Below are 26,668 nucleotides of genomic sequence, written 5' to 3' on the forward strand. Positions count from 1 at the left end.
CCGGCAGGGTCGTAAGGCCGTCCGGTAACGCAGTCGCTCAATTCAGCAACTACGCACAAACGACGCAATACGGCATCTTCTTGAAGATGCTTATAATCCTGTTTTCAGTGAGGAGAACTCTATCAAGCCCGGCGAGAACACGAGGCTAGCAACAGCGTGCTGTATAGATAAGAGTCATAGCAAGAGTATCGTTTGGTCTCGTGTGTCTGTCAACCTTTTCATGACAGGAGCAAGATACTGTCGCCCAGAAAAGCTCCTCTATAAATTGAGCGTAGCATCGGGCTCATATGTGCCGGATCGCTGGATAAACAAGTTAGTCTTCGGGTGCCGGAAGATACGTGCGGCAAAAGCTTCTTTGCTCGAACCTGGGTGTCCGCAAGGGGTTGGATGCGTCGGTCGGTCGGGCAATCCGCGAACGGCTAGATGAGTCCAATCGCGCGGCCCGCGATGCCTACCCCCAACCATAGCGTGATGGAGATGATGGCCACCGCACGGGACCAGATCGTGGGGGCTTCCTTGCCTGTGCGCTGGAGAGCCTTGCGATGTAGTGTGAAGTAGAACACCACGGCTAAGAGGAGCAGAGTCATCTTCCAGCGGAAGGCAGGGCTGTAGTAGCACTTCAGCGCCTCCTCAGAGAGAAGCATAACGCCCGAGACGATCATGAGGACAAGACTGCCGAGGAGTATGCGGCCCAGGTCTTTACCGATTGTTCGTGCGGACTCTCCCTTGAGAACAAGTCCAAGCAGGCGCAAATCGATGATGAGGACTGATCCTCCCAGGGTTGCCAAGGCAAGAAGGTGCACGGTCTCGACGAGAGCGAAGTCCCACTTGGATGTTTGCATGATTTGACCCAGATGGGAGTGGGCAAGTGCCACGAACCAGAGCTTCGGCGACATGGTGCGAATACCTTTCGGACGGCTGTCAAAAGTAAGCGATGGCACGCCCAGCGATGATCACACCGCTCCAAAGTGTAAGCGACGCAATTGCTGCGATCCGGGCACGCCAAGGGGAGATCGCTAGCACCTCCCACTCATGGACGCGGCGGTAGACTGTGGTGTGAAAGATGAGTGGGTTGAGACCGACGAGTGCAAGCAAAATCAGCTTGATGCGAAAAGCGGGGTTCGTATAGTTTTTTGCTGCCTCCGCCCAGAAGAGAAGAAAGCCGCTGAGGAACATCACGACGAAGCCTGACCATGTGAGCGGAAAGACGCTACGAGCAATTCGAGTGATTGAGATGGAGCGAAGTACGAGCCCCAGCATGCGCAGATCCAAGATTGCTATCGTCCCGACGAGCAGCGTGACTGCGAGCACATGAACGGATTCAATCACCGAAAAAGCATAGTCCGACTCGCGGATCATGGTGCCGATGTGGGAGTCGTAGAGAAGCTGACAGAGATGTTGTAGCAGGGGCATGATGGGTCCAGAGGTTCAGGTGCCGGTGTCATTTTCAAGCAACACCGGCAGGATGAAGAAAGGGAGTATCTACTGCTTCGCGCCTTGATCCGTACCGTTATCGCCAGGACCACCGTCGCCGGGGCTTCCTCCGTATACGGTTCGACCATCGGGGAAGGTCACGCGCCGTGCATCGACGAGATGCGAGCCATCCTTCGCGCGATAGCCATCAACAACAATGGTGTCGCCGAGTTTGAGGTCGCCCTTCTTCCAGCCGCGGCGGCTGAGTGCACCTGGGCCTGCTCCCTCGCATCCCCAATTCGTGGTGACTCCCTTGGCATCCGTGACGTCGACGTAAAAGTAAGAGTGCGGATTCGTCCATTCCACGCGGGTAATCTTGCCGACCAGACGTGTGGGCTTGTTGCCATCGAACTCCGCTGCGAATGAGTGATGGGCGTAGGCGGGGATAGCGCCAAGGACGGATGCAGCCAAGAGGAGGACGGTTGCGGCTCTGCTTTTCATGGAAATTCCTTTGTCATGGGATTTGAGGGTTTTGTCCAACCAAGAGAAGACCCGCTCCAGATCAGAGCGGGTCTTCGAGATTCGAATGATGCTGTCGATGAAGTTCGCTTCCATGCACTCGAGGGAAGTGCTCAGCAAGGTCATCATGGCTCATGCGCGTCGATTTGCCGTCCAATCAAAGAATGTTGGAAGGGCAACAACACAGCGATGAGGCGATCTGGAACATGAGTGAACTCTAAGGTGTATAGCTTTTCGTGTCAAGCAATAGTCCTTGACGGAGCGATCCTCATCCGCTATGTTATGCCAATGCCCCAGAGATCCACACTGCTTTGTTCGCGCTGTTGTTGTACTCGCCGTCTTGGCTGAGTGCGTGTGCGAACCTGGGTTGCTGCTTCACATCACTTCACCCTTCCTACACCTGGCTTAGTCCCTTGCGATCGCTAGCTTGAGTTGTCTGTGTGTTCGGTATTATCTCGATCCCCGGATAGCTCCACCGTTCGTGTGTGGCACTCCATCCTGCAGTTCCTATGTTCATCGAGAGGAGATCTTCTTTGAAGACTCGTGCGCTTCACCGTAATTGTTTGTTTGCCGTAGTTGGCTTTTCACTCGTTGCATCGCTCTTTGCGCAAGCCAACAAGGCTCCGGATCCTTCGGGGCGAGGAGGCGGTTCACCTTTCGCACGCAACGAGAAAGACCTTCCGAAGGGACCTGCCCCGCGTCTCGAAGGTCACCCCGATCTCTCCGGATATTGGGTTCCATCGCATGCTCCGAAAGATAGACCAGGCGGCAATATTGGCAAGGATTTTCCGCAATACAAGTTGCCCTTCACGCCAGCAGGCGCTGCGGCGTTGAAGTACAACCTTGAGCATACGGTCGATCCCGAAGCACTATGCATTGTTGGTGGTCTGCCGAGGCACAATGCGAGTGGGTTGCCCTTCCAACTGCTACAGGGCAGGGATCATGCGGTGTTTCTGTACTGGTACACCACGTATCGCCTTGTGCCCTTCAATGGCAATAAGCACACGGAAGATCCAGAGCCGTCGTTTTTCGGAGAAGAGATCGGTTCATGGGAAGGAGATACCTTTGTCATCGATTCGATCGGCTTCAAGGAGCAGAGAACATGGGCCGATGAGAACGCCAATCCGCATAGCGATCAGCAACACGTTGTGGAGCGTTGGACGCGGCCGGACCTGGGTCACATTCATTTGGAGATGACGGTTACTGACCCCAAGTTCTATACCGAGCCTATTCATTATCAGCGCACCTGGCTGCTGGGCAAGCCTGGAGATGAGGTGCATGAATATTCCTGCTCCGAAGACAATGTGGACGCACCACACCTTGGACCTGGACCTGGCCGCATTGGTGCCGATGGACAGCGTGGATACGACAAGGTAGCTCCGCTGCCTCCTCCTCCGACTAAAGATCATCCGGCTGTCACTTCGATTCCCGACTAGGAAAAGAGATGCTTCGTCGTAGCCGCAAAGGAGCGTTTATGAAATTCGCAAAGGGTTTGAACCGTCTGCTATCGTTCACTGTCATCCTGCTTGTGACGCTCGTCGGAGCGTCACAAGCAGGAGTCGCACAACAGCCAAAGAGTGCCGCGACCGCGAAGCCCGTTATCTACGAGTGGGTCTATCGCACGAAGTATGGTTACAAAGATGAGTGGTTCCGGATCTTCAAGAAGTACCAGCTCGCCATTCTCGAACGTCAGAAACAGCTTGGTTTTGTGAAGGAGTACACGGTTTATGCCCCTAGCCTCCATACGAGCGAGGACGCTCGATGGGACTACCGCATTATTATCGTTCGCTCTTCGCAAGATGCTCCTCCAGGGCAATCGGAGGGGGAAGTTGCGAAACAGCTCTTTCCGGACCAAGCCGCTTTCACACGCGATGAGAATCGCCGATGGGAACTGACGACGAACCATTGGGATCTGCCAATTCATGTCGTCAAGCTCGACTCTACAGAATGATCACAGTGACGGAAGGGATGGATCGACGCAGGAGGACGGCAATCCGTCCCACCGGTGACTATTGCACCTGCTTACGACTCCGAGGCGAGGCTCATGGATTCCAGCGAGTAAGTTTTGCCCACCTCGTTCTGGTTTTCCTTTTGCTTTTCGTGCCCTCCTTGTTCGCCGCCAGCGGCGGGAGTATCTCTGGGACCGTTAGCGACTCCACCAGCTCCCTGGTTGCGGGAGCAGAGCTGCAGCTTGTTAATACGGATCAGCGGACCACCTGGCATGCGATCTCGAATCGGCAAGGGCTTTATTCCTTTCCCAATCTGCCTGTGGGCCGCTATGACCTCATCATCACAGCAAATGGGTTTACTACGCAAAGGAAGACCGGACTCTCCGTCGATACTGATTCCGCCAGCCGGTTGGACTTTGTGCTGGGAGTGAGAGGTAGAATCGACACAGTCACGGTGACGAGCGAGACGGGCACGCACATTGAGACAAGCGCGACTCACTTAGGCGAAGTGGTTTCAGGGGCGCAGATGGCAGCGCTGCCCCTGAACGGTCGAAGCTACACAGACTTGCTCGCCATCCAGCCTGGCGTGGCGCCCTTATCTACGCTGTTGCCAAGCTCCGTCATCATGGCCGGCGTGACAGGCGGCATCTCTCCGTCCGGCGATCTCAATCCAGGCAATCTGTCCATCAACGGGCAGCGCGAATCCGCCAATGGATTCATGGTCAACGGGATTGATGTGCATGAGCAAATGAATGGTGGTACGTCGATTATTCCGGATCTTGATTCGATCGAGCAGTTCCGCGTGCTGACGTCTAACTTTGATCCTGAGTACGGCAACTACGACGGGGGAATCATTACGGTCGTCAGCAAGGCGGGGACGAGCCAGTTCCACGGTCGGGCGTTTGAGTTCTTCCGCAACACGGAACTGGATGCAAGAGGCTATTTCGATCCAGCGCGGTCCGCGTTCAACCAGAACCAGTTTGGCGGGGCTCTAGGCGGTCCGATCAAAAGGACTAAGCTTTTCTTCTTCACGGACTACCAGGGGACACGCACGACGCAAGGTGTGTCCACGGGCAACATCTCCGTGCCCACCGTGGCGCAGCGTGGCGGAGATTTTCTGAATCCCACAAGTGGTTTGACTGCGCTGACGGGGAGTGTAAGCGGCCCCTATCTTGCGACACTCTTGACGCAACAGCTTGGCTATCTGGTAACCGCGGGTGAGCTGTACGCCACCGTCTTCCCGGGCGGAGTCATCCCGCAGAGTGCGTGGGCCGCACCCGCGAAAAATCTCCTGCACTTCATCCCTTCCCCGAACTCCGGTACCAGTCAGTTTTCAACCTCGGCCTATTCGCAGAAAGTTAGCGACGACAAAGGATCAGTGCGCCTCGATCTTGAGAGTCGGCTGGGTGAGCTATCTGCCTATTACTTTCTGGACGACTATCGGCTGGACAATCCCTACCCCGGCTCGGTCGCGGGAGCGAGCATTCCGGGCTTCGATGCGCTCACGATTGGAAGAGCACAGCTGTACTCGCTGGGCGACACGAAGGTGATTGGAGCAAACACAGTCAATGAGTTTCACGTCGGTTACTTGCGCAATGCGAATATCATCGGGCAACCGAAGGGTGGCCTTGGCATCAGCCTCGCGACGCAGGGTTTTAGCACCGGTCCGGATGGCATCTATGTTCAGGCTCCTCAGTTTGAGGGGGTAGAGAACATAACGTTTCCCACATTCGTGATGGGTGTGCCTATCACCAATCTTACCCAGGTGAACAACACATGGTACGTCAGCGACGGTTTATCGCGAGGCGCCGGTTCCCACTCCTTGAAATTCGGCGGACAATTCCACGCGGATGAGGTTAACGAACATCCCAACGCCACCTTCAATGGCACCTTCAATATCAATGGCACCGAGACCGGGAATCCTTATGCTGATTTCCTGTTAGGCACCCCGAGCAATTTCACGCAGTCTTCAGGTCAGCCGTTCTATCTGCGGAACCGCTACTTCGGGCTGTATGCCCAGAACAGTTGGCGGGCGCGCAGCAACTTGACGTTGAACGTTGGCCTGCGGTGGGATGTTATCGTGCCCTGGTGGGAGAAGTTCAATCAACTGCAGACCTATATCGCTGGACAACAATCAACCCTCTATCCGGGAGCACCACAAGGGCTTGTGGTTGCGGGCGATCCAGGAGTTCCGAGGACGCTCGCTTCGATTGGTTACAAGAACTTTGCGCCGAGGGTTGGCTTTGCCTACTCACCGCGGCTCGAGCACGGGCTCCTGAGCTGGATATTTGGCAGCAACGGGCAAAGCAGCATACGGGCCAGCTACGGCATCTTCTATACGGCCTTTCCAGGATTGTCGGCAGGCATCATGTACGCCGTTCCGCCATTTGGTTTCAACTATCTTTCTCCTGGGCCACCCCTGCTGGCAAAGCCGTTTATTACGGCGGCCACGGGCATCGATAACGGACAGAGATTCCCTTTCCCCTTTCCTTCGCACAATGTCTCCGCGAAGAATCCAGATACCGGGGTCGACTGGGACAACTTCCTTCCGCTCGCTGCCGATCCTTTCTTCGACTCCCGTAATCGTGCTGCCTATAGCGGCAACTACATGCTATCGATCCAGCGTGAGATCACACGGGAAACACTGTTGACCTTGAGCTATGTTGGAAACCAAGGACATCACATTCTCACACTGGTCTCTGCCAACCCCGGCGACCCTGCTCTTTGCATGAGCCTTCCTGGATGTGGCCCCTTCGGTGAAGATTCCCCCTATACGGACAGCAACGGTAAGATGGTGCGGGGGACCCGGGGGGGGCAAGGGGCCGACTACGGAGAGAATACGGCCGACCGATCCATCGCCAACTCGAACTACAATGCGCTCGAGACGACTTTGCGGTACCAGCATCGCGGCTCACAGTTCCTGCTGAGCTACACCTATGGAAAATCGATCGATCAGGGGTCGAACCTTGGTGAGCAACTGAACCCTATCAATCCACGACAGAGCCGAACCATCTCGGCGTGGGATATGAAGCATGCGTTTGTCGGGAGCTACACACTTGCGATCCCTGTCGCGGACGTTTTGGGCAAGAAGACTCGTCTGACCGAACAGTGGAGCCTTTCAGGTACAGCTCGTTTTACGACTGGTCTCCCAGTGACCTTGTTCGATAACTCTGACAACTCTCTGCTTGGCACCTTGGGCAACGGTGCCAACAATTACCTCCTCGACACGCCGCGATATATTCCGGGCGCGCTCAGGGTCAATTTGGATGGGCGTAATCGACGTCCGGCCTTCGACACGGCATTATTCCCCGAAGAGACTCTTGGCCAGCTGGGCAACGCCAAGCGACGGATGTTCTATGGTCCTGGGATCGATAATTTGGACATGACGCTCCAGAAGGAACTTCGCTTCTCTGAATTTCACTCGTTGGAGTTTCGGGTGGAGGCCTTTAATGTCTTCAACCATCCCCAGTTCTACGGACCGGCCACCGTGAATGGGCAAAGAGGAGATCCCAACTTTGGTCAGATTCAGAGCGCCGCAGCTCCAAGACTGGTTCAGTTGGCGATAAAGTTTTCTTTCTGAAACGATCCAAGTGAACGAGCTTGTCTACGAACATGACATCAATTGGTGATCAGGCTAGGGTTGGGCGGCTATGAAGTTTGCGAGGGTCTACGCTTGCGGGGCTGTTTATCGTTGCGGTGCGAAGGGAGGATGCTGTTCCAAGGCACTGGAGAGGCGAGAATCATCGAGGTATTGGTAGCGACGTAAGGCATCATGGCGTCGATGACCTCTTCCATGTGCCCCACATCACGGACGGCGACCTGCACCACGAAGGACTCGGCTCCGGTGACGCGGTGGCATTCAAGAACCTCCGGTATTCTTTGGGTCAGAGTGGCAAATTTTGTCAGTTTGTCACCGGCAATGGTGACCTTAACGAACGCGCGAACGGGAAGACCGACCTTTGCCGGATCTACCATGGCACGGTATCCGAGAATGATGCGGTTTTCTTCGAGGCGCTTGACCCGTTCGATAACGGCCGGTGTTGACAGTCCTACACGCCTGCCTAATTCCGCAAATGCGATGCGGGCATTGGTTTGCAGTTCCGCAAGGATCTCGCGGTCGATGCTGTCGATGGCGGATTCCGGAGGATGAATCATGAGGTCTCCATCTCGCCGGCAGGATCTTTCGCCGGGCTCTTCATATTATGAGGTGAGGATTAGGCTTTGCCTGTTTTTGTATGGCACCTTGTCCAAAATACAACACATGAGCCATTCACCGCCGGATGGCCCCTGACTATCATTTGAATTGACAGAGGATGTCATGCGTGGGGTTCAATCGCCACTCGACAGAATCGGCAAACATTTACGCAGAACCAAGAAGGAGCAAGACTCGTGGCCACAAACGAAAACCGCCGTGCAGTTGGTGACGCAGCAGCACGCCAGCTAGCGAATACCACCAAGACCGCCCCTCAACTCAGCGCGATCACTCCGCGCTGGCTTGTACAGTTGCTCTCCTGGGTTCCGGTTGAGTCCGGCACCTATCGCGTCAACAAGGTTAAGAACGACGCGGATATTGAAGTCGTATGTGGTTCGCGTGATGAGCGCAGGTTGCCGGACACTTACGTTGATTACGAAGAGAAGCCCCGCGAATACACGCTGAGCGCGATCTCAACCGTGGTGGATGTGCACACCCGCGTGTCCGATCTCTACAGCCATCCGCATGACCAGATTCGTGAGCAGTTGCGGCTGACGGTCGAGAAGGTCAAGGAGCGGCAGGAGAGCGAGCTGATTAACAATGCTGACTACGGTTTACTGCGGAATGTCGATCCGTCCTTCAAGGTTTCGACGCGCAAGGGACCGCCCACACCTGATGATTTGGATGAGCTCATTGCAAAGGTCTGGAAAGAGCCCGCGTTCTTCCTGGCACATCCTACGGCGATTGCGGCTTTTGGTCGTGAGTGCACGCGCCGCGGCGTACCTCCTCCGACCACCACGATGTTTGGCTCATCCTTCCTGACGTGGCGCGGTCTGCCCTTGGTGCCTTCGGACAAGTTGGGCATCGACGCGACCGGCAAAACGAACATCCTTTTGCTGCGCACAGGCGAGAAGAAGCAGGGTGTGGTTGGGTTGTTCCAGCCTGGCCTTCCGGGAGAACAGACGCCTGGTCTTTCGGTGCGCTTCATGGGCATCGATCGCAACTCGCTCGCATCGTACCTGATCTCGCTCTATTGCTCGGCGGCTGTGCTCACCGAGGATGCCCTGGGCGTGCTCGAGAACGTTGAGGTCGGCAACTATTATGACTACAAGTGATCAGGATAAGGCGGGGAGCTTCTCGCCGCAGATGATCGCGGACGTCGCAGAAGATGCACGTGGCGCGCTGCCTTCGGCGCCGGCGGGCGCTCCTGACGTTGCCGCACTGGCCCAGATGGCGAACGAGTTCTTTCGTGCGCTGCCTGGCCAGACGGGGCAGTTCAGTGGGGCGCAGTCCGCGGTGACATTGCCCAGCATGGCTCCGCAGTTCGGAGCCACTCCTGCCTCGATGACCGCCGCGCCGTACACGGACAGGCTTCCGAGCGAAGCAAACGTGCAGCAGATGCCTTCGTCGTTCCAGCCCGAGCTCTCAGCATCTCCCGTGTCTGCGAATCCTGCTCCCTACTCGGGTGCCGGCTTCCCGCAGCATGAAGGGCAGAGCGCTCCCGCCGAATACGGTGCATCTCCATTCTCACTGCCGATGCCGTCGTTCGATCTTCCGTTCCCATCCTTCGAAGCGGCGCTCCCTGCGATTCCACGCATGGATGCGTTGCCGACGGAAGAGGATGTGAACGCAGCTTTGAATTCGGTGTCTTCGCTTTACTTCCTGGAAAATGCCGGAGCACTTTCCAGGCCGGCTGCAGCCAAACCCTCACCGCCGACTGCAGCGGGCATCTCTCCCGCTTTGCTGCCGGATCTGCAATTGAGCCGGAAGCAGTTTGATGTGGGCGCGGTACGGCGTGACTTTCCGATCCTACAGGAGCGGGTGAATGGCAAGCCACTCATCTGGCTGGACAACGCAGCAACGACGCAGAAGCCCAGGAGCGTGATCGATCGCATCTCGTATTTTTACGAGCATGAGAACTCGAACATTCATCGCGCCGCCCACGAGCTTGCAGCCAGGGCCACCGACGCGTATGAGGGCGCACGCCAGAAGGTCGCTCGCTTCCTCAATGCGCCTTCCGTAAACGAAGTTATCTTCGTGCGTGGCGCGACCGAAGCCATTAACCTGGTCGCGAAGAGCTGGGGCAAGCGTCACATCGGTAAGGACGACGAGATCGTCATCAGTTGGATCGAGCACCACGCGAACATCGTTCCCTGGCAGATGCTCGCCGCGGAGACGGGTGCGCGTCTGCGTGTGGCTCCCGTGGACGACGATGGGCAGATTCTGCTGGATGAGTTTGAGAAGCTGCTGAATCCGAGGACACGCCTTGTATCGGTGACACAGGTCTCGAATGCTCTTGGCACGATTACGCCGACTCGTCAGATCGTCCAGATGGCTCATCGCTATGGAGCCAAGGTTCTTGTGGACGGCGCGCAGTCGGTCTCGCACATGAGCACGGATGTTCAGGTGCTCGATTGCGACTTCTTCGTGTTCTCCGGACACAAGGTCTTCGGGCCGACGGGCATCGGTGTCCTGTACGGCAAGCCGGATGCGCTGGCGGACTCACCTCCGTGGCAGGGTGGTGGCAACATGATCGTCGATGTGACGTTCGAGAAGACGATCTATCATGCACCGCCGGCACGCTTTGAAGCGGGAACTGGCAACATCGCCGATGCGGTTGGACTTGGTGCCGCTATCGACTATGTCGAGCAGCTTGGGATGGAGAACATCGCTCGCCATGAGCATGACTTGTTGATCTATGCGACGAAGTGGTTGCAGACGATTCCGGGTCTGCGCCTGATTGGAACTGCGAAGGAGAAGGCGAGTGTGATGTCGTTCGTTCTCGATGGTTACAAGACCGAAGAGGTGGGTGCGGCATTGAACAAGGAAGGAATCGCTGTACGTTCCGGACACCATTGCGCGCAGCCTGCTCTGCGTCGGTTTGGGGTTGAGACCTCGGTGCGTCCTTCGCTGGCGCTTTATAACACCTACGGAGACGTTGATGCTTTGATTGCGGTTCTGCGCAAGCTGAAGAATATCGGCGCGTAGACCTGCCAGCGTGAAACGCAACGAACCGGAACAGAAGAATTCCTTCTGTTCCGGTTTTCCGTTTGTGTTGTTGGAATCGAACCCAGCTTTGCGCTAGCGGATTACGAGAGCCCGCTGCGAAGGATGACGGTGCGTGACAGAGACATCGCTCAAGCGAAGCGCTAAGCTCTTCGCGGCGCCTCCGCCTTTTACGAATTCGCCGAGGGGAAACTCCGAGACCTCATAGCCAGCGGAGCGGATTCGACTGGCAGCGCTTCCAGCAGTGTGCATCAGGACCTGATCTCCGACGTTGATGACATTGCATGCGAACTGTACGGCTTCCACTTCGGATAGTGCGATGCGATTGTTGGGACTATAGGCGTCTTCAATCTTTCTTAGCGACCTGCGATCGAAGGCTCCAGGATAATAGAGAACGTGCCCACCGCTGAGAGGAGTGAAGCAGAGATCGAGATGGTAGAAACGTGGGTCAACCAGATGAAGCGATGTGACGTCGACGTGCCATATGTTGCCAAGACGGCGGTGACTCTGTAGAGAAGTCCTGGAGCCATGTGCAGCCCATAGGTGGTTACCGTCCGGTGAGAACAGAGCATCGCCTTCGCCTTCGAGAGGAAGCCCCTCCGACTTCCAAACGATAAAGCCAGCGTCCTCGAACCATGCCTCAAGGTAGTCTTCCTCGGCGGTTCGCTGGTAGTGAGCAAAGGAGGAGAGAGCTGCGACACCGTAGTTGACGACAGCGCCATGCGCTACAAAGGTCATGTCGGGTGAGCCTTCTTTGGCTCGAAGCAGTCTGACATCTCCGAGACTCCTCAATGCTTCGTAAAGGCGATTCCATTGCTGGAACGCGGTGTCGCGCACCGATTTTGCTATGTTTCCTGCCATCCATGGGTTGATGACGTACTTCAATTCGTACCAGCCGGGAGCGCACATGAGGAAGGTCGGACGAGTGAATTGTGTCGTGGTCTGTGTCTCATCGGAGTTGTTAGGCAATTGAATCTCAATTTGGGTGCTAAAGGTTTGCACTGGTCGATTCCTTTTGACTTGATTTCATCATTGAGTTGAGGATCGCTGCGGGAGGCAGCGCCGATCGCGAAGATCAATGTGAACAACAGCCAAAGGATGATGCCTCCGCGTGTATGCGGAAGTGGATCGAGGGGAGAAGAAACGTTTGAAGCATGGGAACCTATTCAAAGGCCTAAACGCGCCGTAGCGGCGGCTCAGTCCTGGAGATGCGGAATCGTTGAAGGGGAGCTTTGGCCGTCTGAGCTAAGAAAAGCCGCGACTAGGCGGAGCAAAGAAGATCGTGGACACACGCCGGAAGTGGGCAGCAGCAACAACCGATCTGGTGAAACTTGCTCATAGGCACACGATAATCCGATCAACCGGTTATGGTCAAGGTCTCGAAGCCGCTCCTTTCTGTGTCGGTATCGGAACGAAACTTGCGAGAAACCCGAGCATCCAATACAACACAGTGTGGAGGATGTATTCGTGACATATCAGATGGAAACTTCAATTCCCGAGAGGACTTCTCTCGCTCCCGGTGCGCCTCTGGCCTTTCTGTATGAACATCCACAGTGGTTCAACCCGATCTTTGCGGAGCTGGAACGGCGCGGTGTTGCGTTCGATAAGATTTTCATTCCCGATCATTTCTATGGGATAGGCCAGGGAAGGCCGGCGTTCAAGGTTCTCTTCAATCGCATGAGCCCGTCTGCGAACAGCCGCGATCATGGCTCCGGAATCTTTCATACGCTTGCCTACCTTGAGCATTTGGAGCTTAATGGCATTCGGGTTCTGAATGGAGTCAAGGCTTTTCGTTATGAGATTTCCAAGGCGGCCCAGCACTCTCTGTTGCAGTCGCTTGGAATCCGGTTTCTTCCTTCTCGTGTGATCCATCGTGCAAATCAGGCAGTTGCCGCAGCGGAGGGGTTGCGGTATCCCATCGTGGTCAAAGCAAACATTGGCGGCAGTGGAAAGGGAATTGTCCGTTACGACACGAAGGAACAACTGGAAGCGGCTGTGAACGCGGAGGAGATCGACCTCGGCTATGACAGCATTGCGTTGGTACAGGAATTCGTGCCAGCCAGAGGCGGAACGATCACGCGCGTGGAGACACTTGGGGGCACGTACCTGTATGGGATTCAGGTCTATCTGAGTGGACAGACCTTCGACCTTTGCCCAGCGGATATTTGCCAGACTTCGCGAGGAGAAAGCCTCAACAATGCATGTGTCATCGAGGCCTCGAAGGCTGGCCTGAAGGTGGAAGGGTACACTCCGCCTGCGGAGGTGATTCAAAACATCGAACGCATCGTGCAAGCTGCAGGCATCGACGTAGGCGGCATTGAATACATCGTTGACGATCGCGACGGTGAGATCTACTACTACGACATCAATGCCTTATCCAATTTCGTGGCGGATGCTCCGCGGGTCATCGGATTCGATCCATTCACGCGTCTCGCAGACTTTCTGGAAGAAGAGGTGCGGCGTGACAGCTAAGCAGGGAATTCGCTTTGGTTACTGGATGCCTGTCTTTGGCGGGTGGCTGCGCAACGTTGAAGATGAGCAGATGGAGGCGAGCTGGGAGTACACGCGCAGGCTCGCGCTGCGGAGCGAGGAACTTGGGTTTGATCTTTCCTTGATTGCGGAACTCAACCTCAACGACATCAAGGGAGTGGAGGCACCGAGTCTCGATGCATGGTCTACTTCGGCCGCACTCGCGGCGGTGACCTCGACGCTGGAGTTGATGGTGGCGGTTCGGCCCACCTTTCATTCGCCTGCTCTTTTCGCGAAGCAGGCGGCCAATATCGACCGCATCAGTAACGGCAGACTTGCCCTCAATGTCGTCTCTTCCTGGTGGGAGCAGGAGGCACGCATGTATGGCGTGGAGTTCGAGCGGCATGATGATCGTTACGGACGTACGGCGGAGTGGCTGGAGGTCGTGAATGGCGCATGGACGGAGAAGGTTTATAGCCATGATGGTCGCTACTACAAGACCGAGAACACGGTGCTCGAGCCCAAGCCGGTTCGGACGCCGCGGCCGACGATCTACGCAGGCGGAGAGTCTGAGGCCGCGAAGAACCTGATCGCGCAGCGATGCGACGCGTATGTGATGCACGGCGATTCGCCGGAGCATGTTGCAGCGAAGATCGCCGATATGCGTGAGCGCAGGGATCGGTTTGGGCTTCCACCGATGCAATTTGGTTTGGCCGGTTATGCCTTTACTCGGGATTCGGAAGATGAAGTGAAGCGGGAGATTGACCGCATCACCGATGTAAAGCAGAATGCCAAAGGCTACGAGAACTATCAGCAGTGGCTTCAGGGGACGCAACTGGAGCAGAGGATGTCGATTCAGGAATATTCGGTCTCGAACCGAGGGTTGCGGTCGGGATTGATTGGAACGCCCGGACAGATCCAGGAGCAGGTTGGCAGGTTCGCAGAAGCTGGAGTCAATCTTCTACTTCTTCAGTTCAGCCCTCAGCTTGAGGAGATGGAGCGCTTCAGTGAAAGCGTGATTCGACTGGGCACTGCAGCATAGCTTCTCCGGCCGCACCATGAGTGTCATGCCTGCGTTTCGCCTCGGGTGAAACGCAGGTTACAATTGCTCCTATGCGGGCTTCCCAGCCAATCTGGATACTTTCTCCGGCGACCTACCATCGTTGTCGTCCCGCGTCCCGCTGTTGCCCCTGAGCGGTAGCAGAGAAGAGAACAAGCAGCCTGCTCCTCCGCATTCGCTGCCACAGACCACGATCAATCGGCATTTGTTGCTGAATTCTATCGCTCGTCCTTGAACCAGCCTGCCGATCTACCTTCTAAACCAAGCTTTGTGGCATCTTTGCCTGAAAACGACGAGGACGAAGTATATGTCTGATGACCAAAGCGTTGCCCCGACACCTCCGGCCGTGTTGCTGGAGAACATTACGAAGCGATACCGGCAGGGGAACGGTTGGTCGAACGCGATTACTCGTATCAGCCTGAGCGTTTCCAAAGGGACGATCCAGGGCATCATCGGTTTCAGCGGTGCAGGCAAGACTACGCTGCTGCGATGCATCAGCCGGCTCGAGCTTCCCGATGAAGGGAGAGTGCTGATCGATGGAGCCGACCTTGCGCATATGAATGGTGAGGAGCTTCGGTCTGCACGACGCCGCCTGGGTGTGGTGTTCCAGCAACTTCACCTGCTTCGATCGCGTACCGTGGCGGAGAATGTCGCCCTGCCTCTCGAACTTGCGGAACTCGCGCCAGAGGCCATCCACGAGCGAGTGACGGAGTTGCTCGCGTGGTTTGGTCTGGAAGCAAAAGCAGACCAGTATCCTTCGCAGCTTTCGGGTGGACAACAGCAGCGGGTCGCCATCGCTCGTGCGTTAGCGACGAAACCTGCTGTGCTCCTGAGCGACGAACCGACCTCTGCGCTTGATCCGGAGACGACGGCGTCCGTGCTGTCGCTACTACGCAGGGTGCGGGATGAGCTGGGAGTGACGGTTCTTCTAATCACACACGAACTCAGTGCAGTTCGCGCTATTTGCGATCGCGTTGCGGTGCTCGATCAAGGTGCCATCGTCGAGGAGGGGCCGGTCGAAGAGGTGTTGCTGCGCCCTGCAAGCAGGACGACGCAGCGTCTTCTGGGACGCAGCTTCGGCGCTGAACATCTGGCTGCGCATCTGGGTGAAAGAGACCTGCATGCGGGGTCGCTCTTTCTGGAACTGCAATTTCTTGGACAGAGCGGAACCAGCCACGTTCTCTCAGGTCTGATCCGGACCTTCGATGTCACTCTGAACATTCTGCGCGCCGATATCGGGGAACTGAACCGGTCCGCCTATGGCTTTCTTCTTGTCGAACTTGGAGGTGAGACCGGAACGCTGGAGCAGAGCATTCACTTTCTTGAAGCGCATGGAGCGTCCGTGACGCGCATTGATCCCTGGACGGAAGCGGAAGCAAACGGGAGGCCGGCGTGAAAGAGCTACTGCAGCTTCTTTGGGAGCCGACCTTGCAGACCATCGCGATGGTTGTGGTCTCTGCATTGATCAGCGGCCTCGTGGGAACTGCACTTGGCGTGTTGCTGGTTGTCACCGAGGATGGTGGCGTGTTGCCTGCGCCATGGCTAAACCGCTTCCTCAACATGATGACCAACGTCGGCCGCAGCATTCCCTTCATCATCCTGATGGTTGCGATCATTCCTTTCACGCGTTGGGTCGTAGGGACATCGATTGGGACCGCAGCGGCGATGGTACCTCTGGTGGTTGGCGCAATCCCCTATGTCGGACGGCTGGTGGAAGGTGCGCTGCGAGGTGTGAATCGCGGTGTGATTGAAGCCGTTCTTACCATGGGTGCCACTCCGTGGCAGGTGATCCGCAAGGCCTATCTGCCAGAAGCAGTTCCCGCACTAATCCGCTCGTTCACCGTGGTAACGGTCACGCTGGTCAGCTACTCGGCCATGGCTGGAACGGTGGGTGGCGGAGGTCTGGGTGACCTTGCAATCCGATATGGCTATCAGGGATTTCGCCTCGACGTGATGGTGGCCACGGTCATTGTGCTCATCGTGATGATTCAGGGGATTCAACTGTCGGGTGACCTTTTGGCGCGGTACTTCGAACGGACCGGGAATGCCGGCACGATCGGAACGCTGCAGCGGCAAAGCTGGTGGAGAGTGGCTCCGCGCTTTGCCCCGACCGTGCGTTGGGGAACCATCGGTTTCCTGCTCATTGGTGTGGTCGTGGCGATACTTCATGTGCGTTCCGCGTCGCTTCACAAGCCTCTGCGGATTGGCGTCAATCCTATTCCGCATGGAGAGATACTCCGAGAGGTGATGCCGATCCTGGAGAAGGAAGGCGTGCATGTGCAGATCATCTATTTCAGCGATTACATCCAGCCGAATCTGGCGTTGGCATCAGGAGATATCGACGCAAATCTCTTCCAGCACGTTCCGTTCATGGACCGTTTCAATCATGATCATGGGACGAATATCATCGCCGTGGCCAAGGTTCATATTGAACCGCTCGGTCTTTATCCTGGACGCACAAAGATACTCAGTGCACTGCCTGATGGAGCCGTGATTGCGATTCCGAATGATCCGGTTAATTCGGGGCGAGGTCTGCTCCTATTGCAGGCTGCGGGGCTGATCAAGTTGCGTACTGGTACGAATACCCAGACCACGCTCGAGGATGTATCGGAGAACTCAAAGCATATCAAGATCAGTGAGCTGGAGGCGGCGCAGTTGCCTCGTTCGCTTCGCGATGTCGATGCAGCGGTGATCAATACCAACTATGCTTTGGCGGCAAAGTTGAATCCGCTGAAGGATGCGATGTTCCTGGAGAACTCAGCTTCGCCTTATGCCAATGTGCTGTCCACCGTGCCTGGGAAAGCAAACGATCCGCGCATTCTTGCCTTGGAGAGAGCCTTACAAAGTCCAGCTGCGCGGCAGTTCATCTTGCAGCGATATCAAGGAGCAGTTCTACCCGCGTTCTAGTTACCGCCCCAAGCCGTGAAAGACTACGTTGCTTCTTACTCTTGCAAGATGGAACAAAGAGTTGACAACATATCGGTACAGTAGTAGCTTGCGTTTATGCGATTCATTCCTAGAACATATTGTTGTTCCTCCTGCATCTCCGCTGGAGAACGGGAAGATCGTGTTCGACCAATTTCTATGTGATCGCATTGATCCATACCGTGGTTGACATGCCCGCCCAGTGACTCTTCTGGAGCGGGTTTTCTGTTTAAGTCGATCTGGAATCTCATTCCCCGTCGTCAAGAGATTCAGGATCTATCCCGCACTACGGATACAGTCTCTGGGCAATTCCCGCTAGCGCTCCGATCGGTCCTGTGTTCGTGAACTGTTCGCGATTCGTGCTCATCAGGCGACCTTGTACTCCATGGATGGAATTCCATTCACAGGAGCAGGCGCGCCTGCTGAAACCGGGTCGCCAACGGGATGAACCACTGCGTCACACAGAGATCATACGGGCAGCAGTTCACCATCACCCACCAGAAAGGAATTCACCCCGTGAGAATTGCTTCGCGCAGTACAGCTCTTGCCTTTGTGTTTGCGGCGCTCAGTACATCCGCGTCCGTTGCCCAGTCCAATCACGCATCGCTTCCCATCGACGGCCGTTGGGATGCGAGCCTTGTGAACAACGGCCCCGCAGTCCCGTTCCGTCTCGACATAGACGGATCTGGTCCGACGCTGAAGGGCACTTTCTATGATGGCTTCAAGCCTTACGAAGGGACCACCAGTGCGACGTACCAGAATGGCGTACTGACGCTGAAGGCCGAGCACTATCTCACCACCATCACCGCTTCACTCAAAGACGACAAGCTTGCCGGCGATGTTCTTCTGCAGGGGCCGAACTTCCACATCAAATATGGCTTTGAGGCCAAACGGCATCAGGACGCAGCGACGAAGGCAGAGAACGTGCCATCCATCGCAGGTGTGTGGGAGCTTCCGCTTGAGTCTCCCAGTGCGAAGGGAGAGAAGTCATTCCATCTCATCGTGCGCCAAAACGGGGCGGACGCCGAAGCCTCCATTCTGAGGATCGACGGCGATACGGGCGCTTATAGCGGCACGTATAAGGATGGCAGGTGGGTACTGAGTCACTTTGATGGCTCGCGTCCTGGCGTGATTGAAGTGGCCGCGAAGAGCGATGGCACGCTGGACGTGATTCAGCATAACGAGGCCTTGAAGAAGGCGATCGAAGGAGACAGCCCTGAGACCAAGACTGCCGCGAACGGTGGCTATGGCGGAGCTCCCGTGGAGGCTGTCACCGGCGACAGGCTCATCGCCTATCGTCCGGAGGTAGCTCGCGCCAAGGGCTTGCCAGAGCCTGACAACTTCAATACCCACACCACGGTTCGCAATGCGAATGAAAAGTTCACGTTCAACTTTCCCGATGCCAATGGGAAGCTCATCTCGAGCGACGATCCACGCTTCAAGGGCAAGGTCGTTGTCGCGGTTGTGACCGGTACCTGGTGCCCGAACTGCCACGATGAAGCGCGCTTCCTGGTGCAGCTCGACAAAAAGTATCGCGATAAAGGTCTCGCCATCGTGGCACTGGACTTCGAAGAACCCGAGGAGCAGGGAACCCTGACGCGCGAGCGTGCCTTCGTGAAGGAGTATGGGGTCAATTACACCTACCTGATCGCGGGAGCGCCTTCCGAGATGTGGGAGAAGGTTCCTCAGGCGGTGAATCTGAATACATGGCCGGCCACGATCTTTGTCGGTCGTGATGGGCTCGTCAAGGGCATTCACTCGGGCTTCGCCTCGCAGGCAAGCGGGGAGTTCAACAGCCAGCTTCAGCAGGAGTTCACGGCGAAGATCGAAAAGCTTCTCGCTGAACATGCTACGACGCAGAACGCCGCTGTCGAGGCACCTTCGTTGAAGCATTGACAGCGGCCCCAAGCGGATAGATTCATTTCAATGGGGATGCTCAGTAGAGCAATCCACTGGGCATTCCTGTTGGACGGAATCCGTATGGGTGAGATTGAAGCAGTCAGGGTTCATTGCACATTTTGGCTTGTTGCGCTATCGTCAGGGAGACGCGATGTTGACCAACCTTCCAACGCGGCTTTGCCTCTGTTGTCCCGCCCGGGACTAGTCAGTCGGCCGTTGTCTTGTTTCAGTGACAACGATGAACCGGTCTATCCGAAGCACACGCTCAGTCCGTGAATTGTAAGCATCCTCCGAATAGGGGTTTCTGTGCGTCATTTCATTTTTTCGTTGATCGACTCGTATATCCCATTGCGCATCCTTGCGTGTTGTCCCTGTGCCTTCTGCCCTTCGTCCGTTCGAACGTCAGCGTAACGGGGCCTGCGGCCCCTGCACACAAGGGGAATTGAGATGTCCGTAAATTTGCATGGAAAGCCAATCAAAGTTTCAAGACGCATGTTTCTTCAGACGAGCGCTCTGAGTGCGGCGGTCGCAACACCGCTCATCGCATGGGGCGAAACCACCATCGATGAAAAGCGACCGATTCCGAGAGGTAAAGAAGAGTTTCTCCATGGCGCGGTCGAAGCAGGGCGCTGGATCCATGCAGCGCAAAAGGATTCACCCGAGGGGCGATATTGGCTGCCGGACCCAGACCATGCTGAGAAAGTCACCACCGTGTCCCCGGTGCAGGGTATCTATAGCGGGAGCGCCGGGATTGTGCTTTTCCTGTTGCAACTGGCAAAGGAAACCGCTGATACGAATCTCCTTGAAGAGGCCAAACGAGGTGCGGACTATCTCGTTCTCACCTGGTCCGATGTCCTGAAGGGCAAGGAGCGTATTCCTGGATCGAATCTGTCGTTCTACAACGGGCTTTCCGGCGTGGCCTTTGTTCTGGCGGAGATCTGGAAGGAGACAGGCGACGAGCGGTACCACCATGCCGCGTTGTCGGCAACACAAGCGATTGCCGATGCAGCCAAGCCCTCTACGAATGGCGTGACGTGGTCCACATCGCCTGGGATCGTTGCGGATGGCGGAGTGATCCTGTATCTGCTCTATGCATCGCGCGTATTCGATCGCAAACAGTATCGGGATATTGCGGTAGCCGGCGGCAAACACTTACTCGTCCTTGCGGAACGTCAAGGAACGGATGGTGTTCGCTGGAAGGGCGTACAGCCAACCTTGCTCGGTCTTCCCGAGGAGACTTACTTTCCTAACTTTGAATTGGGCACCGCAGGTGTCGCCTACGTTCTCGCTCGTTTGCATGAGGAGACGGGTGACGGTCAATTCCTTGAAGCTGCAAAACGAGGCGCGGCTCATCTTCAGCAGATCGCGACCACGAGCGGTACAGGAGCGCTGATCCCATATCGCTATCCCGATCTTCAGGATGTCCACTATCTGGGCTTCTGCCATGGTCCGGCAGGCACCGCGAGGCTCTTTTATCAGCTCTACAAGGTCACGGGAGATAAGTCGTACCTGGACTGGACGGAGAGGCTGGCACGCGGCGTTATCAATAGCGATATCCCCGCAAGTCAGACACCTGGATACTGGAATGTCGTTTGCCAATGCTGCGGGTCCGCGGGGATTACAGAGTTCTTTCTCGGCCTCTGGGCGGCAACGGGCAACACAGAGTACTACGCCTTTGCCAATCATCTGGCCGGGCAAACCTTGAGTCGTCACTCGAACTTCGACGGCAAGGGCTACCGCTGGTATCAGGCATGGACTCGCGTGAAGCCATGGGACGTCACGGCCGAAACCGGATACTCAATTGGCGCGGCAGGAGTCGGCACAGCGCTTCTTCACTCGTATCTTGCGCAGGCAGGGCGATTTGACACCATCGCTCTACCGGATAGCCCTTTTCCCAATCGTCGCTTGAGCGGCGTTGAGGCTCAGTCGGTAACGGCCGACTTGCACGATACGGATCGTTTTGGACCGTAAGTCCGGCATCACTGGTCCGGTTACTACCATGGCGAAACTTCAACCAGCAGTCATTAGGAGAAGGCAATTGAAAAACGCAAACAGCTTGTTCCGTAACTTCATCGTCGCATCCGCACTTGGTCTTGTCTCGCTTGCCGCACACGCTACCACGCTTCACCTTAAGGCGGATCTAAAGGCATCTTCAGAGGTTCCGGCGAAAGATAGCGCTGGCACAGGCACCTTGACGGGGACATTGGACACGGACACCAACGAATTCAAGTATCACGTTGAGTTCAACGGATTGACCGGACCCGCTGTGGCCGCGCATTTTCACGGACCAGCCGCCGAGGGAGCGAACGCGAAGCCCCAGTTGCCGATCAAGACCACACCGCTTGCCAGCCCGCTTGAGGGTAAGGCTACGTTGACTCCGGAGCAGGCCAAAGACCTCGCGGATGGCAAGTGGTACTTCAACTTGCACACTACCGCCAATCCGGGTGGTGAGATACGTGGGCAGGTTACGAAATCGGAGTAGTGGGTCGCAATGCGGTGTGCGGTAAGCAAGAATTTCTGCCGCACGCCGTGTTCGAAACCGGGCATGGAAACGAGGAAGAAATCGCATGAATGGACGCTATGGTGTAGCGCTGCTCCTAGGTTGCGTCACCTTTGGTGTGGCCGCATTTGCAGCTACGCAGGGGCCAGGGAGCACAAGTGCGAAACACGAGGACGCAAAGGCCGCTTATCCGAGGCCAACCAATCTTAAGGTGTTGTCTAAGACGATCTCAGGCGAGGATCTGGATAAGCTGATGCATCGGTTCAAGGAGGATCTTGGCGTTCCCTGTGGTTATTGCCACGAAGAGAATCCCGAGACGAAGCAGATCAACTACGCGTCGGACGAGAATCCCATCAAAGAGACGGCTCGCTTCATGATCAAGATGAACGAAGACATCAATACAAAATATCTCGGGCAACTGGGCGACCGGCGCTATGCGGAGCCGCTTACATGCGGCAACTGCCATCAGGGTCAAGTCGACCCTCCGACGTTCCAGCCGAAGGAGCAACGATGATCACAAAGACGACCATGAAGCCCAGGAAGGCAACCATACTACGGATACTCATCGGGGCTGCCATAGGGGCACCCGCATGTGTCACGGTAGCTCAGGCGCAGGGCCCGGTTCAGCCGGTCCAATGGTCGGCTGCGACGAAGCCCGCGGGCACGGTCGCACGGGGCGGTAAACTGTCGATCGAGCTTTCGGCTAGCGTGCAAACCGGCTGGCATGTGTATGGCTTCACCGAATCGCCCGGGGGGCCAATTCCTTTGAAGATCGCGATCGACGACAATCCGGTTCTCCTGGGTGCAGGAGCAATTTCGGGTACGGCCCCGGTTAAGAAACACGATGCAGCATTCGATCTCGATATCGAGTCTTACACCGGAGTGTTCACTCTTCGCGTGCCTGTGCAGGTTAAGGAGCATTCGGCATCGGGTAAGCAGGATGTATCTGTGGCGGTGCGGTTTCAAGCTTGCAGCGATCGTACTTGCCTGCCACCGAAGACTGTCCATGTTCCGGTTCCAGTGGAGGTCGTCGCTGGCAACTAGTGTTGGGGATTGAGAAGATAAGATATCCCGTTGACAAATATTCAATGCAAGGATAAATTCGAAGCTATGCTATTCCTCACCAGTTTGAATTGTTGTTCGCCGCGGATCGTCGCTGGCGACTGGGGAATCATGTACTCTTCATAATCATTGCGTGATCGACAACGATCCCTTTGATTATCGATGACCCGCTTGCCAGCCCTACTGGAGCGGGTTTTCTGTTGCTATCGATCGTCTGCGACCGATGTGCTCAGTGAAGCCAGCCCCTCAACGGGACGGGCATTCTTGTTTGTTAAAACCCGATCCCGGATCGTTCTCCTTTCACATACGGGATGGTTTGTCTTGAAAATCAAGATACAAAATATAACTGCCAATCAAACCTCGCGACTTAGTCGCACTTACTTTCGGCGGCAGCGAGGTCGCGTCTTGAAGGCCGCGGGGAAACTCTGGAAGGACAAGTATCTCCATGTCAATACGATCAGTCTTTCGATGGTCGTGTTGGCGGGTACAACGCTTGGCTGGTTTGCGGTGGGCACACACGGGCAGATCGCGGTGCGTAACCAGGGATATGTGCCTTTCAGCGATGCTCCCATCAACTATCGATCCGAAGATCTCAGCGATCCCGTTGCCAAGCTCCAACAGCAGTTGAATCAAGGTGCGGCGACTTTACGGTACGAGCCGGAGCACGGCTATCTCCGATCCGTTCTCGATCTACTCCATGTGCCGATCGATTCGCAGACCCTCGTCTTTTCCAAGACGAGCTTTCAGTACAAGAAGATCTCCCCCGAGCATCCGCGTGCGCTCTACTTCAACGACGACGTCTACGTCGGTTCGGTTCACGAGGGCAAGGCGATTGAGATCGTTTCGTTCGATCCAAAGCAGGGAGCTATCTTTTATCTGCTCGATGAGAACAAGGCAGAGAAGCCTGTTTTTCAGAGAGCGGAGTTGGATTGCACACAATGCCACATCGCTGCGGGAACACGGGGAGTTCCCGGTGTTCTCCTTCGATCGATCTATCCGACAGAGGCCGGAACTCAGGCACCCAGCAGCAAGTCGTTCATTACGGACCAGGAGAGCCCTCTCAAGGAGCGTTGGGGCGGATGGTATGTCACCGGCAAGCTAGGCGGTCAGCCGCAGATGGGCAATGCGATTGTTGCTTCCGAGAGCAAGCAGGTCTCTGCGCCGGAGGATCACGCTTCGGTTGCCCAACTCATCGCGCTCTCCCGGCCATTCGATGCCTCCACGTACCTGGCGCCTGATAGTGACGTGGTGGCGCATCTTGTGCTGGCTCATCAGACGCAGATGCACAACCTCATTACGCTTACGAACTATAAGACGAGAATCGCACTCTACACGCAGGCGAATCAGAATAAGCGTGACGGTATATCGGACGATGTGGCGTTGCCGGAGAATATACGGCGACAGTTTGAGAAGCCTGCAGAGCAGTTGGTGCGCTATCTGTTATTCGCAAACGAAGCGCCTCTCTCTGAAGCGGGAGGCGAACCGATCGCTGGCTCCTCGAGCTTTGCAAAGGACTTTGCGGCACGAGGCGTACGAGATGGCCATGGGCGTTCGTTGCGAGACTTCGATCTCCATACGAGGATCTTCCGGTACCCATGCAGCTACCTGATCTATTCCGAGTCGTTCGACAGCCTGCCGGAGCCTGCCAGGGGATATGTCTATCACCGGCTCCTGGAGGTCTTGAGCGGTCAAGACCAGAGTCCCGACTTCGCGAAGCTGTCGGCAGAGAATCGCCGCGCCATTCTTGAGATTTTGCTTGCTACCAAGAAGGGCCTGCCGGAGGAATGGCAGGCCTATGCAAGATCCAACCACATCCGCGTTCAGATAGCGGGGAAGCATTCTCGTGCTCACACACAAGGATGAGCCACTCAATGAAAGCCAACCGGAAAGGGAACACGACCATGAAATCCATCTCGAGAGCTTCGGGACTTCTACTGATGTTTGCAAGCGTTGGCGCATCGGCGGCCTTCGCTCAAGCAACGAATCCTGCCATCGATGGCCGCTGGGATGCCAGCCTCAACAACCACGGAACGATCATTCCATTCCGGCTCGACATCTCCGGATCTGGTGCATCCTTGAAGGGGACGTTCTATAACGGGTTTGTTCCTTTCGACGGCACCACCAACGCGACTTTCCAGGATGGCAAGCTCGTCCTGAATATCGAGCACTACCTCACCACAATCACGGCAACACTGAAGGACGGGCAGTTTACGGGGAACATCAATACGCAATCGCGAGGACCAGCCGCCGAGTATGACTTCCAGGCGACGCGGCATGTGGATACAGTCTCGTCAGCCGCCAACGTTCCTTCGATCGCTGGATCCTGGATTATCCCGCTGGATGCTCCGACATCGAAGGGCGAGAAGGCATTCCGGTTTATCGTCGAACAACGTGGTGCTGAGGTCGCGGCCTCCATTCTGCGTGTTGATGGAGACACGGGGGCATACAGCGGCACGTATAAAGATGGCCGATGGGTGCTGAGCCATTTTGATGGATCGCGGCCCGGAGTGATTGAGGTCTCGCTCACGAAGGACGGAACGCTTGAGGTGCTGCAGAATGCGGCACGCGCGAAGAAGCCGGCAGAGCAGGCCACTGCAGGCGCTGGCGCGTACCAGACTGTGAGCGCCAGCAGCAATAACAAAAGCTACGGTGAAGAGACGGTGGACAGCCGGTACACGTCGAAGCTTGTCGCGTTCCGGGCCGACGTGGCGCTGGCCAAGGGTCTTCCCCAGCCGGAGAACTACGACACGCATACCACTGTTCGCGACCCGAAGGAGAAGTTCGCTTTCAACTTTCCCGATGTAAACGGGAAGCTGGTCTCAAGCGATGATCCTCGCTTCAAGGACAAGGTTGTGCTCGCCATTGTGACTGGCACATGGTGCCCGAACTGCCACGATGAGGCGCAATATCTTGTCCAGTTGGACAAGAAGTATCGCGACAAGGGCCTCGCCATCGTTGCTCTCGATTTTGAAGAGCCCGAGCAGCAGGGAAGTCTGGAGCGGGAGCGTGCATTTGTGAAGCAGTACGGGGTGGAGTACACCTACCTCATCGCGGGCGCACCGGCCGAGATGTGGGAAAAAGTTCCTCAAGCAGTCAACCTCAACACATGGCCCGCTACGATCTTCGTCGGTCGCGATGGACTGGTGAAGGGGATTCACTCCGGGTTTGCTTCTCCGGCAAGCGGCGAGTTCAATCAGCAGTTGCAGAAGGACTTCACCGCGAAGATTGAACAGCTTCTCGCGGAGAAGGCCAGCCAGCACGTCGCGTCTAGCTTAGATGGATCGAACAAGCCTGGAGAGTGATCAAGCGAGCACATGATCGGAATGCTTCTACCCGCCGCGAGGCATCTCGCGGCGGGCAAATTCTTTGTGTCGCATTCTGCCCATTGAGATCCAAGTTAGGATCACAAACATTTGATGAACGTCCAAAATTTTCGTTGGAGCGCTCTCTTATATGTGATATATCTCACTCATGGGCAATATTCATAGAACGACGCTTGAGATCCATGGCAGATTCGTGTCAGCAGGAACTCGCTGTTGTTGTTGCGCCTAACTTTCTTCCCCATCTGATTTGATCCTGAAAGCAGTTGCAGCTGGCCCGCTTGTGGCATAGTGCACGGGTGTTCGCGAACTCGCGTCGCGCTGCCTGCAATTCATTCTGAAATCAAGTCATCC

General features: G+C 56.1%; 21 protein-coding genes. 16 read left to right on the top strand and 5 right to left on the bottom strand.

What is annotated here, in order from left to right:
- Nucleotides 1–419 precede the first annotated feature (419 nt).
- The 3 genes from BM400_RS11740 to BM400_RS11750 form a co-directional block, all read right to left on the bottom strand.
- Complete coding sequence (locus tag BM400_RS11740) at nucleotides 420–896, bottom strand: DUF6644 family protein (protein ID WP_089839335.1); 477 nt, start codon at nucleotides 894–896, stop codon at nucleotides 420–422.
- A gap of 25 nt (nucleotides 897–921) precedes the next feature.
- On the bottom strand, nucleotides 922–1,359 hold the full coding sequence (locus BM400_RS11745) for a DUF6644 family protein (protein ID WP_141223902.1): 438 nt from the start codon (nucleotides 1,357–1,359) through the stop codon (nucleotides 922–924).
- A gap of 123 nt (nucleotides 1,360–1,482) precedes the next feature.
- The gene (locus BM400_RS11750; RefSeq protein ID WP_141223903.1) at nucleotides 1,483–1,914 is read right to left on the bottom strand and encodes a DUF6152 family protein; all 432 of its coding nucleotides are present in this window, start codon (nucleotides 1,912–1,914) and stop codon (nucleotides 1,483–1,485) included.
- A 551-nt stretch (nucleotides 1,915–2,465) separates the two neighbouring features.
- Here BM400_RS11750 and BM400_RS11755 point away from each other — a divergent pair.
- Genes BM400_RS11755 through BM400_RS11765 form a run of 3 tightly spaced genes read left to right on the top strand, consistent with a single transcriptional unit; the run spans nucleotide 2,466 to nucleotide 7,461 of the window.
- Nucleotides 2,466–3,368 (top strand): hypothetical protein, encoded by a 903-nt coding sequence (locus tag BM400_RS11755; protein WP_141223904.1) that lies wholly within the window; start codon nucleotides 2,466–2,468, stop codon nucleotides 3,366–3,368.
- Between the two features lie 38 nt (nucleotides 3,369–3,406).
- On the top strand, nucleotides 3,407–3,883 hold the full coding sequence (locus BM400_RS11760) for a hypothetical protein (protein WP_089839339.1): 477 nt from the start codon (nucleotides 3,407–3,409) through the stop codon (nucleotides 3,881–3,883).
- Nucleotides 3,880–7,461 (top strand): TonB-dependent receptor, encoded by a 3,582-nt coding sequence (locus BM400_RS11765; protein WP_245781833.1) that lies wholly within the window; start codon nucleotides 3,880–3,882, stop codon nucleotides 7,459–7,461. The genes BM400_RS11760 and BM400_RS11765 overlap by 4 nt, the downstream gene beginning before the upstream one ends.
- Nucleotides 7,462–7,529: 68 nt before the next feature.
- Here the strand turns inward: BM400_RS11765 and BM400_RS11770 are convergent, their stop codons facing one another.
- Nucleotides 7,530–8,036 carry an Lrp/AsnC family transcriptional regulator gene (locus tag BM400_RS11770; RefSeq protein WP_089839340.1) on the bottom strand — a complete coding sequence of 169 codons (507 nt, stop codon included), beginning with the start codon at nucleotides 8,034–8,036 and terminating at the stop codon, nucleotides 7,530–7,532.
- Between the two features lie 234 nt (nucleotides 8,037–8,270).
- On the opposite strand from BM400_RS11770, the gene BM400_RS11775 reads away from it, so the two are divergent.
- Complete coding sequence (locus BM400_RS11775; protein WP_089839341.1) at nucleotides 8,271–9,188, top strand: family 2A encapsulin nanocompartment shell protein; 918 nt, start codon at nucleotides 8,271–8,273, stop codon at nucleotides 9,186–9,188.
- Entirely contained in the window at nucleotides 9,175–11,061 is a 1,887-nt protein-coding gene (locus tag BM400_RS11780) for a family 2A encapsulin nanocompartment cargo protein cysteine desulfurase (RefSeq protein ID WP_089839342.1), read from the top strand. Before BM400_RS11775 ends, BM400_RS11780 begins: the two co-directional genes overlap by 14 nt.
- A gap of 93 nt (nucleotides 11,062–11,154) precedes the next feature.
- Here the strand turns inward: BM400_RS11780 and BM400_RS11785 are convergent, their stop codons facing one another.
- Nucleotides 11,155–12,081, bottom strand: a complete 927-nt coding sequence (locus BM400_RS11785) for a dimethylarginine dimethylaminohydrolase family protein (protein ID WP_245781834.1) — start codon at nucleotides 12,079–12,081, stop codon at nucleotides 11,155–11,157.
- A gap of 465 nt (nucleotides 12,082–12,546) precedes the next feature.
- Between BM400_RS11785 and BM400_RS11790 the strand changes: the two genes are divergently transcribed.
- The 11 genes from BM400_RS11790 to BM400_RS11840 all read left to right on the top strand — a co-directional run bounded on the left by BM400_RS11790 (nucleotide 12,547) and on the right by BM400_RS11840 (nucleotide 26,296).
- Nucleotides 12,547–13,551 (top strand): ATP-grasp domain-containing protein, encoded by a 1,005-nt coding sequence (locus BM400_RS11790; RefSeq protein WP_245781835.1) that lies wholly within the window; start codon nucleotides 12,547–12,549, stop codon nucleotides 13,549–13,551.
- Nucleotides 13,541–14,590 (top strand): LLM class flavin-dependent oxidoreductase, encoded by a 1,050-nt coding sequence (locus BM400_RS11795; RefSeq protein WP_245781836.1) that lies wholly within the window; start codon nucleotides 13,541–13,543, stop codon nucleotides 14,588–14,590. The genes BM400_RS11790 and BM400_RS11795 overlap by 11 nt, the downstream gene beginning before the upstream one ends.
- A gap of 325 nt (nucleotides 14,591–14,915) precedes the next feature.
- On the top strand, nucleotides 14,916–16,004 hold the full coding sequence (locus BM400_RS11800; protein WP_089839344.1) for a methionine ABC transporter ATP-binding protein: 1,089 nt from the start codon (nucleotides 14,916–14,918) through the stop codon (nucleotides 16,002–16,004).
- Nucleotides 16,001–17,515, top strand: a complete 1,515-nt coding sequence (locus BM400_RS11805; protein WP_089839345.1) for a MetQ/NlpA family ABC transporter substrate-binding protein — start codon at nucleotides 16,001–16,003, stop codon at nucleotides 17,513–17,515. The genes BM400_RS11800 and BM400_RS11805 overlap by 4 nt, the downstream gene beginning before the upstream one ends.
- Nucleotides 17,516–18,049: 534 nt before the next feature.
- Nucleotides 18,050–19,429, top strand: coding sequence for a peroxiredoxin family protein (locus BM400_RS11810; RefSeq protein WP_175528993.1), 1,380 nt, complete (start codon nucleotides 18,050–18,052; stop codon nucleotides 19,427–19,429).
- A 495-nt stretch (nucleotides 19,430–19,924) separates the two neighbouring features.
- The gene (locus BM400_RS11815) at nucleotides 19,925–21,403 is read left to right on the top strand and encodes a lanthionine synthetase LanC family protein (protein WP_175528994.1); all 1,479 of its coding nucleotides are present in this window, start codon (nucleotides 19,925–19,927) and stop codon (nucleotides 21,401–21,403) included.
- Between the two features lie 67 nt (nucleotides 21,404–21,470).
- Nucleotides 21,471–21,914, top strand: coding sequence for a CHRD domain-containing protein (locus BM400_RS11820; protein WP_245781837.1), 444 nt, complete (start codon nucleotides 21,471–21,473; stop codon nucleotides 21,912–21,914).
- Nucleotides 21,915–21,999: 85 nt separating this feature from the next.
- Nucleotides 22,000–22,446, top strand: a complete 447-nt coding sequence (locus BM400_RS11825; protein WP_089839349.1) for a c-type cytochrome — start codon at nucleotides 22,000–22,002, stop codon at nucleotides 22,444–22,446.
- Complete coding sequence (locus BM400_RS11830; RefSeq protein WP_175528995.1) at nucleotides 22,443–22,976, top strand: protein-disulfide reductase DsbD domain-containing protein; 534 nt, start codon at nucleotides 22,443–22,445, stop codon at nucleotides 22,974–22,976. The genes BM400_RS11825 and BM400_RS11830 overlap by 4 nt, the downstream gene beginning before the upstream one ends.
- A 423-nt stretch (nucleotides 22,977–23,399) precedes the next feature.
- Entirely contained in the window at nucleotides 23,400–24,857 is a 1,458-nt protein-coding gene (locus BM400_RS21695; protein WP_141223905.1) for a hypothetical protein, read from the top strand.
- A 38-nt stretch (nucleotides 24,858–24,895) separates the two neighbouring features.
- Nucleotides 24,896–26,296 carry a TlpA family protein disulfide reductase gene (locus BM400_RS11840; protein WP_175528996.1) on the top strand — a complete coding sequence of 467 codons (1,401 nt, stop codon included), beginning with the start codon at nucleotides 24,896–24,898 and terminating at the stop codon, nucleotides 26,294–26,296.
- The last annotated feature ends 372 nt before the right edge of the window (nucleotides 26,297–26,668 follow it).

The organism is Granulicella pectinivorans (assembly GCF_900114625.1).
Lineage (GTDB): Bacteria > Acidobacteriota > Terriglobia > Terriglobales > Acidobacteriaceae > Edaphobacter > Edaphobacter pectinivorans.

Coding starts and splice junctions, on each gene's coding strand:
- BM400_RS11760 (WP_089839339.1), top strand. CDS start 3,407: ATGAAATTCGCAAAGGGTTTGAACCGTCTGCTATCGTTCACTGTCATC.
- BM400_RS11830 (WP_175528995.1), top strand. CDS start 22,443: ATGATCACAAAGACGACCATGAAGCCCAGGAAGGCAACCATACTACGG.
- BM400_RS11745 (WP_141223902.1), bottom strand. CDS start 1,359: ATGATCCGCGAGTCGGACTATGCTTTTTCGGTGATTGAATCCGTTCAT.
- BM400_RS11800 (WP_089839344.1), top strand. CDS start 14,916: ATGTCTGATGACCAAAGCGTTGCCCCGACACCTCCGGCCGTGTTGCTG.
- BM400_RS11765 (WP_245781833.1), top strand. CDS start 3,880: ATGATCACAGTGACGGAAGGGATGGATCGACGCAGGAGGACGGCAATC.
- BM400_RS11780 (WP_089839342.1), top strand. CDS start 9,175: ATGACTACAAGTGATCAGGATAAGGCGGGGAGCTTCTCGCCGCAGATG.
- BM400_RS11815 (WP_175528994.1), top strand. CDS start 19,925: ATGTTTCTTCAGACGAGCGCTCTGAGTGCGGCGGTCGCAACACCGCTC.
- BM400_RS11770 (WP_089839340.1), bottom strand. CDS start 8,036: ATGATTCATCCTCCGGAATCCGCCATCGACAGCATCGACCGCGAGATC.
- BM400_RS11750 (WP_141223903.1), bottom strand. CDS start 1,914: ATGAAAAGCAGAGCCGCAACCGTCCTCCTCTTGGCTGCATCCGTCCTT.
- BM400_RS11740 (WP_089839335.1), bottom strand. CDS start 896: ATGTCGCCGAAGCTCTGGTTCGTGGCACTTGCCCACTCCCATCTGGGT.
- BM400_RS11840 (WP_175528996.1), top strand. CDS start 24,896: ATGAAATCCATCTCGAGAGCTTCGGGACTTCTACTGATGTTTGCAAGC.
- BM400_RS11825 (WP_089839349.1), top strand. CDS start 22,000: ATGAATGGACGCTATGGTGTAGCGCTGCTCCTAGGTTGCGTCACCTTT.